A 14022-nucleotide genomic window follows, 5' to 3' on the forward strand; every position below is an offset into this window, starting at 1 on the left:
ATGATATCCTCATCATATTTCCCTCACACAGTTTTCGCATAGGTATGTATAATCTCCCCATCTTCATCACCTCCGAAAAATTCAAACCCATCGCTGTCCATAATCTTATCATAGGATGTACTTTCTATAAAGCTGATCTTTTTTTGTTGACAGCTAAATTTTTCAGTGGTATTATATCTGTAATCAAATATTAAACGGCAAAGGCGTCGTAATTTATTCAATGAAGAGGTGAATATTTTACGGCTTTTTTATTGTTTAAATCGAGGCAATGGGGTCCGGTGTGTTACTCCATGGCTTTTTTTATTCTATAAGGCAGGTGCATAGTATTGGGTAAAATTGTTATAACAGTAAACCCCGAAGATATTGAAGATGTAAAGAGTGCCCTTTACAGACAGGGCATAAACTCCATGACGATTACAGCAGTTTTAGTAAAAAACGAAAGCGTCCGGAAAAATAAAGGCACACAGAAGTCAATTCCCGACATTATATCTGCCTACAAAATAGAAGTAATATCGGATAAGTTATTTACAAGGAAGGATGTGCCGCCCATTCTTAGCATAAACTCTGGAACAAAAGGAATGATATTGATCAACAAAAGATTTTACCCATATGACAGATTTACATCTTTTTAAATTTAAAAGCACATGAAAAATTCACAATTTTTTCATGTGCTTTTAAATTAGACTGTTTTACTTGACCAATATCAGCTCATAATCCTGCTTTCCAAGGCCTATCTCTTCACCGTGCTCAAGCCCGGCCCTCCAGTCGGTATTCGAATGTATGTGGGTGAATTTATCCTCGCCCTCTCTATAACGGTTATCCGAAAGCACGGAACCCTTCAGGGCAGGAGCCTTGTTCACAAGATCCACACACGCTTTATCGAGGGCAACAGGATCAAATGAAGCCGCAATGCCAATATTGGGGATAATAGCATAATCGTTGGACGGGGAACAGTCGCAATCGGGTGAAACATCCATTATGAAATTAATATGGAAATTCGGCTTATCCTTTATTACGGCATATGCATATTCCGCCACTTTTTCCGTTGCCGTGTCAGCCGATTCGTTCCACACGACCTGAGCCCCATTGAACTGGCATACCGCAACGCATTGTCCGCAACCTATGCATTTGCTGTAATCAATGGAAGCCTTTTTGTTCTCATCAAAGCTTATAGCTTTTTGGGAACAATTTTTTATACAAAGACCGCAACTCCTGCAGTTTTCCTTATCTATCCTCGGCTGCGAGGCAGAATGGATTTCGAGTTTTCCGCCTCTTGACGCGCAGCCCATCCCGAGATTCTTTAATGTTCCCCCGAATCCCGTCATCTCATGGCCTTTAAAATGGCTCATCGATATCAATACATCCGCATCTGCGATAGCCGCACCGATTTTGGCGGTCTTGCAATATTTAAGATTTATTCCGATCTCTCTATAATCAGTACCTTTTAAGCCGTCTGCAATAATTATATTGCATCCTACTGTAAGAGGCGTAAAACCATTCTCAGCCGCAGACTGCAGGTGATCAAGGGCATTCGACCTTCTCCCTGTGTAAAGGGTATTTGAGTCAGTCAGAAAAGGCATACCCCCAAGGCTCTTTATTATGCTCACCATCTTTGCGGCATAGTTTGGCCTTATAAATGCCATGTTGCCTGGTTCTCCAAAATGAATTTTAATGGCGACGAATTTATTGCTAAAATCTATTTTCTCTATACCTGCCCTTTTGACAAGCCTTTCGAGCTTGTCTAAAAGATTATAATTCGGTCTTGTTTTTAAATCAGTAAAATAAACTTTTGATTTTTCCAAAAAAATACCCCCTTATGATTCGCTGTTATATTTATCATATGAGCCTGTTCCTCTATATTTCCTGTTCACCATATTTATCTATATAACAGCACTGAATACTTATATATACAGTATAACTTTTTTTAAGGGAGCTTTAAAGTACGGTTAGTGGGTCATATGGAAGCCGTCATTTTTTTTAGCCAGCTTTTTTGTTTCTCATCCAGATAAGGGCTCAGCGTATGATAGACGTTGTTATGGTAATTATTGATCCAATCGATCTCATCCTTGTCCAGCAGGGACGCGTCAATAGCTCTTATATCGATGGGGCAGCATGTCAGCATTTCAAAGCGATAGAACTGCCCTGCATCCTCATCTAGTTTGTCCTTAATTACCACTACGGTATTTTCCGTTCGGATTCCGTATCTGTTTTCTTTATATACACCCGGTTCTATTGTTACCAACATACCCGGTTCAAAGGGCACATCCTTGCCGAATCCCTGAGGGCCTTCATGAACGCTCAGGCAGAATCCGACGCCATGTCCCGAGCCGCATTTATAGTTCATGTGATATTTCCACAGTGGCTGCCTCACTAAGGCATCCAGGGATCTGCCGCTGGAACCTTTAAGAAATATCGCCGTTGCCATATCGATATTGGCCTTTAATACTAAAGTAAAATCCCTTCTCTGTTCCTCGGTTATCTTTCCCAATACCATTGTCCTGGTGACATCGGTAGTACCGCTTAAATACTGGCCTCCGCTGTCTACCAGCAGAAAGCCTTCCGGTTTCAATACGGAATAATGTTCCGGTTTGGCCATATAATGCATCATTGCAGCATTTGCATTGTACCCAGCTATGGTAGCAAATGACGCTCCCAAGCAATGTTCCTGTTTCATTCGGAATTCCAGCAGCTTTTCCGCCACATCAAGCTCGGTGATCTCATTTACTCCGATATTGGTATCCAACCAGTACAGGAAATTAACCATGGCAACGCCGTCTTTGATATAGGTTTTCTTGAAATTCTGTATTTCAACAGGATTTTTCACAGCTTTTAGCATGGCGATGATATCATCTTTATCCACTATTTTGGCGCCTTTCACGGCAGCATAGATGGCATAACTGTTTTTCTTAGTGTCCAATAGTATGCTGCTTTTGGCGGAAAGGCCTGCAAGATCATGGAAAACTTCTCCATAATCTTTGACGGAAACATCATTTTCCTTTAAATAGGACTTTACCTCATCCGCCAGTTTGTTTTGATCAACAAACCAGATTACAGAATCCCTTGATATCAAAAGATAGGATAAAATAACAGGGATATAGGTTACGTCGTTTCCACGCACGTTCAGAAGCCAGGCTATGGAATCAGGAGCAGAAATAATGTAATGATCCACCTTGTTTTTATCCATTCGGGCCAGCACCTGTGCCAGCTTTTCCTTGAAAGAGTACCCGGCAAAAGCTACATCATGGAGAAATGCCTTATCCGCCGGTATAGATGGTCTTCCTTCTGTCCAGATCTCGCTTGCCAAATCTATATCGTTCTTAATGAAGATCCCCATTTTCTCGAAGCTCTTTTTCATCTTAAGTACATCTGCACATGGGAATACCCTACCATCAAATCCGACTCGCTGGCCTTGCGACAGATTTTGCTCTATAAACTCCATATAATCGGGAATGCCTTCCTCCATCTTGTAGAGCTCAAATTCGCTGTCCCGGATCTGTCTCGCCGCTTGAATGTAGTAACGCCCGTCGGTCCAAAGAATGGCTTTGTCCAAAGTGACAACCACAGTCCCTGCAGAACCGGTAAATCCTGATATCCACTCTCTGGATTTATAATGATCCGGAACATATTCATCCAGGTGAGGATCCGCGCTCGGTATGATATAAGCATGGATGGCCTTTGCCCGCATATTTTTTCTTAACAGTTTTAGTTTTTCGTTTACATTCATTTAAAAGACTCCTCTCTGTACGATACAATCTATAACTTTATCATTCTTTTTTTGTGAGTATTACTCTTTTTCAAAATACAATCTATAGAACTTACAAAACCTGAATCCGGCGAATGAGTGTTCAAAATAACATAAGCAATATTACGAATCGAAATTACTCTAATCATTCCTGAATTTTTTTGAATTTGTTGGGAACGGTTATCTCCAATAACCTGACGACGCCATTGGTATTGTTCTCCCAATTGTGCATTTCTTCTGAATGTACATGAAGACAGTCTCCGGGATAAAGATCATACTTTTGGCTTTTGTAATAATATGTCAATATGCCTTCTATTATATAAATGAACTCCTCTCCCTCATGCGTGTATAGCTTGACCTTTTCACGCGTTTTACGTGGCAATATCTCTATCAGCCTGGGAAACATATCCTTATCGCTCAGGTTTTTTGAAAGCCTATATTGGATAAAGTTATCCTTGTCACTAAGAACGATCTGATATTCGTATCTTCTTACGACAGGAACTTCGTCCTGATCCTTTATATCCGGGAAGAAATAATTGATACTGACCCCCAATACTGAAGCTATGTTAAACAAAGTATCAATAGCCACGCTGGTCATACCGCGCTCTAATTGAGATAGAAAGCCTACCGATAAGCCTGTAAGATCGCTTAGTTGCTTTAGGGTCATATCGCTTTCCATCCTCAACTTTTTGATTTGTGTCCCTATATGTTTTCTTAACATGATAACCTCCTTTTGATACAAATAAGCATGAAAGAGTATTCTCCATACTGCCTCCCTTGCGCAAATGCACAAACAATATAACAGGAATAAAAAGTGATACACTCCCTTCACTGCTTTTGCCAATAACAATTTGGGAAAGGAATCAAGATTGTTGAATCAACGGAACAATTAGCAAAAATAATTCGTCCCTCAGGTTATTGACATTAACCATCCATAATATTAGTATATAGTTAATTAATTCAATTAATTTATACTATATTATAAATTTTAGCTATATTATAGTTGATATTTTATATATTTGTAAATATATCTTTAAATAATATCTTATAAAAATTTTACAAAAAAAGAGGCCATACGATGCAGATAACAAATTCAGACAGAAAAAAACGAGTATCCGCCATTTTATTATTCTTTACTGCTTTGCTATGGAGCACTGGAGGAGTATTCATAAAGCTGATCACTCTGGATCCCGTATCCATAGCTGGTCTTCGATCTTTTTTTGCCTCCATTGTCTTCCTGCCCTTTATCGGAAACCCTTTCAAGATAAAGCTGAACAAGCTCAAATTTTTTTGTTCTCTGATGTTTGCCGGCAATGTTATTTTTCTGGTCGTCGCTACCAAATATACAACGTCGGCCAATGCCATTTTGCTGCAATATACTGCTCCTGTCTATGTGATTCTGCTTTCGGATAAGATTTTGGGCGAAAAAGTTAAGAAAAGCGAGTACTACACGGTATTGGGCGTTCTGGTCGGTATGATAATCTTTGCATTTGACGGCCTAACAAATAAAAACCTGATGGGAAACATATTTGGCATGATGGCAGGTATTTGCTTTGCAGCAGTCATCCTGTCGACAAAAAAAATTCATATGTCATCCCGGACAGCCTCCTCCCTTGAGCCGTTGTTCCTGGGGAACCTTTTAACAGCCTTTTTATGCAGCCCATTCTACTTGAAGGGAAATATAGTCTCCGGTGAACTATGGATGTTGGCGGCTCTTGGCATATTTCAGCTGGGGGTTCCCTATGTTATATATGCTTATGCGTCCAAGTATCTATCAGCCGTTCAGACTTCCCTTATCACCACTCTTGAACCCATATTGAACCCGGTTTGGGTATTCTTGGCAACAAGGGAACAGCCAAGCATGTTATCCCTGGCAGGTGGATTGATCGTTATTGCCTCCATATCGTTCAACTATATGACTGTGAAAAGCAAGCAGGAAAAGAATCAGGCCATATAATATTTTAAGATAACACAAACTTATATTACGAATCGAAGTTAAATATTTCTCCAATTCGCAATATGAAATCAGGCATAAATAGGATTATGTTATTTTGAGCGACGAATGAGTGTTCAAGATAACACAAGCTCATTACGAATCGAAGTTAAATATTTTATAATAATAGAATAATACAGCAAGTTATGCTATACTTTAATGATAAAGTTATGTTTAATAAAAAGATGTAAAATGATTTGCAGTTTATACTATAATATAGGTGAGAGTATTAGCTTAAAACTACGGAGATGATAAAATGAGGTTATGCTCGATATGCAAAAAAAATGTCGCAACTGTATATACGGCTAAAATTGAAAACGGCAAAACCGAAATGATAGGTTTATGCATGGAATGTGCAAGGAAAATGGGCATTCCTGTTGTTGATCAGCTTATGCAACAGGCAGGCATCACACCGGAAGCCTTTGAAAATATAACAGAACAGATGAACAATGTACTGAGTGATATCAATCCCGATGAAATAAACAACAATAATTTTCTGACAAGCCTTATAGGAGGTGTCGCCCAGGTGCCAAAAGGTGATGGAGCTAAAGAGCAAAAACTGCAGAATAGCAGCGAAGGACCGAATATAAAGGAAGAACCGTCAAGCGCTAAAGAAAAAAGTAAAACCTATAAGAAAAAGAGATACCTGGATATGTACGGAACCAACCTGACGCAGAAAGCCATAGATGGTGAAATCGACAGGGTAATAGGCAGAGACAGGGAAATCAACAGGGTGATACAGATATTGAACAGGCGTACAAAAAACAACCCTATACTTTTAGGTGAACCCGGCGTAGGTAAAACGGCAATTGCTGAAGGATTGGCTGTAAGAATAGCCGAAAAGCATGTTCCTGCCAAACTTTTCGATATGGAGGTATATCTTTTAGACCTCACTGCAGTGGTTGCAGGCACACAGTTTAGGGGACAGTTTGAAAGCCGCATGAAATCTATAATAGAAGAAGCACATAAATATGGCAACATAATACTTGTTATCGACGAAGTCCACAATATAATAGGTGCAGGGGAAGCTCAGGGCGGTGCTTTAAATGCCGCAAATATTTTAAAACCTGCGCTTTCAAGGGGCGAAATACAGGTAATCGGCGCCACGACTCTCGATGAGTATAAAAAATATATTGAAAAAGATTCTGCACTAGAACGCAGATTTCAACCTGTCATAGTCGATGAACCTACTGTCGATGAAACAATCGAAATATTAAAGGGAATAAAAAAATATTATGAAGATTACCATAAAGTGAAAATATCGGACGAAGTGGTAGAAGCCGCTGCAAGATTATCCGAAAGGTATATAACCGATAGATACTTGCCTGATAAAGCCATCGATGTAATCGATGAAGCAAGTTCAAAAGCAAATTTGAATAATAAAGGCCTTATAGAACTTAAATCTTTAAATTCAGAGCTTGCTGCAATACAAAATAGAATGCAGAAAGCCGCTAATGATACCGATTATCAAAAGGCCGCCGAATATAAGGCTGTCGAATGCAAATTGCAAAGCAGGATAAGCGAGATACAAAAAGAATGTGATAACGTCCAGCTTACGGTCGACGATATCGCAGATGTCATTGAAGCCTGGACAAAGATCCCTGTTCATACAATAACAGAGAAAGAAACGGATAGGTTACTTACTCTTGAAGATAGGCTCCACAAAAGAGTTATCGGGCAGAATGAGGCTATTAGTTCACTTTCAAGGGCGATCAGGAGAAACCGTTTAGGTTTCAGAAAGAAGAAAAAGCCTTCATCGTTTATATTTGTCGGTCCGACCGGTGTCGGGAAGACCGAGCTTGTTAAAGCTCTGGCATGCGAATTATTCGGAAGCGAAGATGCGATGATAAGGATAGACATGTCCGAGTATATGGAAAAATATACGGTGTCCAAACTGATAGGCGCCCCTCCTGGATATGTAGGGTATGAGGAAGGCGGACAGCTTACCGAAAAAGTAAGGAGGAGGCCATATTCCGTAATACTTTTGGACGAAATTGAAAAGGCCCACCCCGATGTATTTAACATGCTGCTTCAGATACTCGAAGATGGAAGGCTTACTGACAACCAGGGAAGAACCGTCTATTTTGAAAATACCGTTATAGTTATGACATCCAATGCCGGTACGGATTTTAAATCCAATGGTATCGGCTTTACAGGTAATGACTATAATTTGCTCGAGAACCACATAAAAGATTCTTTGAAGGAAACCTTCAGACCTGAATTTCTAAACAGGGTGGACGAAATAATACTCTTCAAGCCCTTAACCAAAGATGAGCTTTATAAGATAATCGACCTTATGCTGAATGAAGTCCGCGGTGAAGTCGGTGAAAAAGGAATAACGATAGAAGTTTCAGACGAAGTCAAGGACTTTATACTGGAAAAAGGTTATGATGAGAAATTCGGTGCAAGGCCTTTAAGGCGTGCCATTCAGAAATATATCGAGGATGAAATCACCGAAGCATTCTTGAGAAAGAAAATACACGAAGGCTCTCTTGTAAAGATAAATTTAGCAGACGGTAAAATCGTGCTTGAATAATGTTTATGAAAGGATCTTCAATTCGTAATTTGAAACCAAGTCCAGGCATAAATAGGATTATGCTATTTTGAACAACGAATGAGCATTATGAAAGCTTTGATAAGTTCTTGGCTTTGCTGCCGAAGAGAATCCTTAGAGCTTTTGATTGTCTGAGCGTAGGCGAGTTTCAAAAGCTCTTGGATTCTTAAGGCTGCCGGCCTTAGAACTTACAAAACTTGAATCTGGCGAATGAGTGCTCAAAATAACACAAACTCATATTGCGAATCGAAGGAAAGGATATTATTTTTAGAAATTAAAACATCTAAAAATAATATCCTTTTTTATGATTTCAAAAACACCGCCACCAGGATGCATATTTTATATCTGAAGAATATTATTCCAATCGCTAAGCTCACAGACTTAATAAAGCTGAGCTTTGGTCTTTAATCCCAAAGATAGGACAAAAGCTATGAAAGCGCCGGCAGCACTCATTGTAAAAATGGGAATGTATCCATATTTTCCGGCGATTATCCCTGCTATATAGAACAAGAATGTATTGGGAAATGTAAGTATATTGGTTATAGTGAGATATACGGGTGCCAGTTTTTCCTCAACTACATCCATAATATAATTTACAAATCCAAGCCAGCATCCTGCATATATGCCATTTAAAAAAGCCATTATGAAAGATGCCGCTGAGAATGCTTTAAGATTAAATCCCGTGATAAGCGGCGCTGCGGCACCTATTAAAAGTCCTACAAGCTGCGAAACCATGACCACATATTTATTCCCTATCCTGCGGCTAAGTTCACCCCAGACATATCCTCCTATAAGCGCTCCTATTATCTGCGAATAAACAAGCATTGAAACCCCCTGGGGCTGCAGTTTAAAATAGTCTTTGCAAAAAAGCACTACAAATGGCGCGATCATCCCTGTAAACCCCGATAGTAACTGAATTATGACGATATTTAAATAATCCTTGTTTGATTTTATATATAAAGGCAATTTCTTGAAATATGAGACTATCTTAATCTCAGCGGAATCAATTTTTCTTTCGTTATCCCTCGCAAAACTCATGCATACGCCGGACATGAATGAAAATATGCCGGCTATCCCGAATATCATGGCAAATCTTGCGCCATCCGATATGTATCGATCATCGAGTATCATTTTTATTACAATTCCGCCGGCTATACCGGCAAGCCCGCTGAACATCTGCTGGTTGCCAAGCAACTTTCCCCTTCTATCGGGCGGTATGGTCCTGTTTAAAAGTACCAACCATGGAGTGTTGATAAAACCCTCGCCTATGTAAATTAACGTATAAATGGCAAAAAAGATCCCTACCGTCAAATAGTGGTCGATATTTAAAAGAAGCACAGGAACCATCAAGAATATAATAGGCCTGGATATAAACATAACTTTTGTCAAATATCCCGGCATATTTTTGATCCTGTCGATAAAAGGACCTATCATTATCTGCGGTATGAAAAATATCGTATTTTTTATAGTCATTGAAAGCCCTGTAAGCGCAAGGCTTCCTGTATATGAAACGATGAAAAGGGGTATAATCGAGGTCGCATCCATAAAAGTCTGGGCACAAAAAAAGCAAACCCCTTCGCAGGTCATAAATATAAAATTTCTTTTGGCTATACTGATCCTGTCCATATGATACCTCACTAAAACTATTTTTATCCAATCCTTGCTTATTTTACATCAGCCTGCCGGCTAATCTTTCATAATAGCCGCACAACACCTTCTATTTTATATTCAGTCGCCATATAAATCAACATTTTAAAAAAGGCTGTCTCAAAATAAAAAAACAATACAATATATCGAGCGCCTTGAATTTGTGAAGTCAATATATTGTATATAAAATTTATTTTGAGACAGTCTCAACTATTTATATTATCCCTTCAATTGTCATGAAAAGGCTCTTCACAAAGGCATGTTCCTTATTTGAAACTGCGATTCGCAATTTGAAATAAGACATAAATAAAATTTGTGTTATTTAAAAGGATTCTCATCTTTATAAAGCATTGCAGGCGGCTGGTTAAATGATATATCATCTACGCCGAGCATCTTAACTGCAGAAAACAATATCTTTCCCGCATGCTTAAATGCTATTCCTGCATGATGAGGATATCTTTTGGCAATAAGCACATGCCTGTAAAATCTAGCCATTTCTTTCACCGCAAAAATACCTATTCCTCCAAAAGAATTAGGGTCGACATCTATCACCCGGCCTTCTGCGACATAGCTTCGAAGAATACAGTCGGCAGTGCTCTGAAGCCTGAAAAGCGTAATGTCACCCGGCATTATGGCTCCTTCCAACGTTCCTCTTGTTATGTCAGGCTCTTTATCAGGCTCAAGGGACCTGTGCATTATGAGCTGGTATTTCATTGAAGCATATTTCATATGGCACATTGAAGTATTTCCGCAGTGAAATCCCATAAATAAATCATTCAATTTGTAACCCTTGAACTTTTCCTTATTCCTTGAATACATACCTTCGGGTACGGTATTGTTTATATCCAGAAGCCCCGCAGATATATTTGTCGCACAATTAATGATATATTCGCTCAAAGCTCCGTATATATCGACTTCGCATGATACAGGAATGCCCTCGGCAGTCAGCCTTGAATTTACATAGCACGGCACGAAGCCAAACTGAGTCTGAAATGCCGGCCAGCACTTGTTGGCAAATATTGCATACTCTGACGCCCCAATATTGTCTTTCATCCAATCTTTCAGTGTAACTTCATACTGGGCAAGCTTAGTAAGTATTCCCGGATAAGCATTGCCTTGGCCGAGTTCCTTTGCCATTTCCGTTGTAATTTCAGGTATTCTCTCATCATTTGCATGTTTATTGAATGATTCAAACAAATCCAGCTCTGAATTTTCCATTATTTCGACTCCAAGATCATACAGTGGCTTTATGGGCGCATTGCAGGCCAAAAAATCCTGCGGTCTCGGTCCAAAGCTGAATATCTTGAGATTCCTGACACCTATCACGACTCTTGCGATATCTTTGAAATCCCCTATCATATCTGCTATTTCCCTGTCAGTTCCGACGGGATATTCAGGTATGTATGGATTTAATTTTCTAAGCCCTAGATTGTACGATGCATTAAGCATCCCACAGAATGCATCTCCTCTTCCGTCATAAAGGTTGTCCCCATTTTCTTCGGCTGCCGCTGCATACATCACAGGGCCTTCAAATCTTTGCGCTATTATAGTTTCAGGGCCCTCAGGTCCAAAATTCCCGAGATATACGACAAGGGCATTTACTCCGTTTTCCCTTATCTCATCCAGTGCATTTAAAACATGTTTTTCATTTTCTATTATAGTTTTTACCTCATATATGTCTATTCCTTTATCAACACAAGCCTTTACAACTCTCTCTCTTCTTTTTTGGCTGAGCTCCATAGGGAAACAATCTCTGCTGACTGCAACAATACCAAGTTTTACATCTGGAATATTATTCATAAAAGAAGCCTCCTTAAAACATTTCGAATATTTGACATATTCATTATACTACTCTAAATATTTGCGAACAAGCAGTCTTAAAAATCGGCTTCAATTCGTAATTTGAGCTTATGTTATTTTGAACACTCATTCGGCAGATTCAAGTTTTGTAAGTTCTAAGGCCAGCAGCCTTAAGAATCCAAGAACTTATCAAAACTTTCATAATGCTCATTCGTTGCTCAAAATAACATAATCCTATTTATGCCTGATTTCATATTGCGAATCGAAGAAAAATCGGGTACATATTCTTCAAATAATCCGTATGCATCCTAAAAAATCAGCTAGCGGGTATTTTCAGGCACCCATACTTTCATCTTGCCCGGCTCTCTGTTATCCCACGAATAATATGGCACTGCTAAAAATTCCATGCCGTTGTCCCCTAAGACCGTTATCCTGCATATACCATCAAGCAGATCAGGCATATATTCGGCTTTAAATCTACTTTCTGAAGATACAAATATTTTATCATATAGCTTAAGGTTGTCCGTTTCTTCAAAGCAATAGACAATAGGACCCCTCATCAGGCATACAAGACCGGCATCCGCCCTTACCCTTTTATCGGCATGAACGATTTGCACCGGCATATCCATATGCAAATCTATGAAATCGCCATTTGACCATGTTCTTTCTATAGCAATGTATCCATTGTTCATATCCGCATCTTTCTTGGAAATACCGTTTACAGACAGGAAAAATTTCCCGCACCAGCCTGGTTTCCTTAAATTCAAATTGAAATTGCACGGTTTTTCAACATTTATTTTAATGTGCACGTCTCCATCCCAAGGATAGCGGGTCTTCTGCTCAATTTTTACCTTTTTTCCGTCAAGTGTTATATCTCCCGTATTCGAAAAATATTGATTAATCCATATGCCGCTCTCAGAAACTGCATAAACATAATTTCCGATGGATGGTATAAATCTTGCTATCTGGGTTGGACAGCATGAACACCCATACCATTTCTGCCTGTGATGGCTGCCGTCTGTCGCAAGGGGATTTTCATAAAAAAACATATCTCCGCTTAAGGATACTCCGCTCAATGCGCCGTTATACATTTCCCTCTCCACTATATCGGCATATTTGCTCTGGCCGCTTAGCAAATTCATGCGATGATTCCAGTAGACCATACCCACGGATGCGCAAGTTTCGCAATAAGCTGTCTCGTTCGGGAGATCATAATCCTCTGTAAACCCTTCATTGCTCTTTGTGGAACCTATGCCGCCGGTAATATACATATTCCTTAAAACCACGCTGTCCCACAGCCTGTCAAGAGCTTCGGCATACTCACCATCGCCGGTTTCACCTGCCATATCAGCCATAGCCGTGTAAAGGTACATTGCCCTTACTGCATGGCCACTGACATGGGAGAGATCTTTGACAGGTTTATCATCCTGGCAATATGACGGACCCCAGCCTTTTTTATCCCAAATGGCACCTTTCCCATAGCCGTGACCTCTTTCCTCAAGGAGCCATTTTGAAAATTCCAGATACTTTTCATTCCCTGTTTCGCGGTATAACTTTATGAGTGCAAGCTCGGGTTCTTCATGCCCTACAACCCAGTGCTTTTTCCCGGGGCCCAGTACAGACATCATATGGTTTGCAACATTACAGGCTACCTTCAAAAGCTTATCCTTTTTTGTAGCCTTATAATATGCTATCCCGGCTTCGATTAAATGTCCCGCACAGTAATCCTCATGCTTTTCCATGTCCGTCCACTTTTTATCAGGCTCTGCTAATATAAAATATGTATCCAGATAACCGTCGCTCTGCTGTGCAGCAGCAATCAAATCTATTATTTCATCAGTCTTTTTTTCAAGTTTAGCATCCCTGCAATTTGCCAGCGAATAGGCTATACCTTCAAGTACCTTATATACATCCGAATCATTAAAGTATATTCCTTCAAATTTTCCTTCTTTAATCCCGGCCGCTTTTGCGAAATTTGATATTCTTCCAGTCTCTTCGCATTCTCTTATGCAAGCATCGATCGTGACATCCCTATGGGTTTTCATACGTCCGCCCCAGAATTTGTCCTGAACTTTTACATTTGTAAAAGGTACCTCAGATAACTTTTTGGATTTCAAGTAAATTCACCCCTCCCAAAATTACAATCCTTACAAAATAAATAAAATTTTAAATTATCGTAGGGATAATTTTAATATAAATCGATCATATGTGTCAAGTAAATATAACTAAATCTTCAATTCGTAATTTGAAATCAGGAATAAATAGGATTATGTTATTTTGAGCAAC

9 protein-coding genes are annotated in these 14022 nt (G+C 39.5%); 3 read left to right on the forward strand and 6 right to left on the reverse strand.

The genetic code is table 11. The features are described 5' to 3' along the window. Positions 1–326: 326 nt before the first annotated feature. The gene (locus QME45_10000; GenBank protein MDI6618987.1) at positions 327–632 is read left to right on the forward strand and encodes a hypothetical protein; all 306 of its coding nucleotides are present in this window, start codon (positions 327–329) and stop codon (positions 630–632) included. A gap of 57 nt (positions 633–689) precedes the next feature. Here QME45_10000 and QME45_10005 read toward each other — a convergent pair whose 3' ends face one another. The 3 genes from QME45_10005 to QME45_10015 form a co-directional block, all read right to left on the reverse strand. Further along, positions 690–1802, reverse strand: coding sequence for a DUF362 domain-containing protein (locus QME45_10005; GenBank protein ID MDI6618988.1), 1113 nt, complete (start codon positions 1800–1802; stop codon positions 690–692). A 152-nt stretch (positions 1803–1954) separates the two neighbouring features. Further along, the gene (locus tag QME45_10010) at positions 1955–3724 is read right to left on the reverse strand and encodes an aminopeptidase P family protein (GenBank protein ID MDI6618989.1); all 1770 of its coding nucleotides are present in this window, start codon (positions 3722–3724) and stop codon (positions 1955–1957) included. Between the two features lie 163 nt (positions 3725–3887). Next, positions 3888–4463, reverse strand: a complete 576-nt coding sequence (locus QME45_10015) for a helix-turn-helix domain-containing protein (protein MDI6618990.1) — start codon at positions 4461–4463, stop codon at positions 3888–3890. A gap of 357 nt (positions 4464–4820) precedes the next feature. Between QME45_10015 and QME45_10020 the strand changes: the two genes are divergently transcribed. After that, positions 4821–5699: a DMT family transporter gene (locus QME45_10020; protein MDI6618991.1), complete on the forward strand. Its 879-nt coding sequence runs from the start codon at positions 4821–4823 to the stop codon at positions 5697–5699. Positions 5700–5991: 292 nt separating this feature from the next. Beyond that, entirely contained in the window at positions 5992–8271 is a 2280-nt protein-coding gene (locus QME45_10025; protein ID MDI6618992.1) for an ATP-dependent Clp protease ATP-binding subunit, read from the forward strand. Positions 8272–8670: 399 nt separating this feature from the next. Here QME45_10025 and QME45_10030 read toward each other — a convergent pair whose 3' ends face one another. The 3 genes from QME45_10030 to QME45_10040 form a co-directional block, all read right to left on the reverse strand. Beyond that, entirely contained in the window at positions 8671–9915 is a 1245-nt protein-coding gene (locus QME45_10030; protein MDI6618993.1) for an MFS transporter, read from the reverse strand. Between the two features lie 339 nt (positions 9916–10254). Then, positions 10255–11736 carry a fucose isomerase gene (locus tag QME45_10035; GenBank protein MDI6618994.1) on the reverse strand — a complete coding sequence of 494 codons (1482 nt, stop codon included), beginning with the start codon at positions 11734–11736 and terminating at the stop codon, positions 10255–10257. Positions 11737–12056: 320 nt separating this feature from the next. Beyond that, positions 12057–13853, reverse strand: coding sequence for a glycoside hydrolase family 127 protein (locus QME45_10040; protein MDI6618995.1), 1797 nt, complete (start codon positions 13851–13853; stop codon positions 12057–12059). Positions 13854–14022: the final 169 nt, after the last annotated feature.

The sequence above is a fragment of the Clostridiales bacterium genome, assembly GCA_030016385.1.
In the GTDB taxonomy this organism is placed as follows: Bacteria; Bacillota; Clostridia; order Clostridiales; family Oxobacteraceae; genus JASEJN01.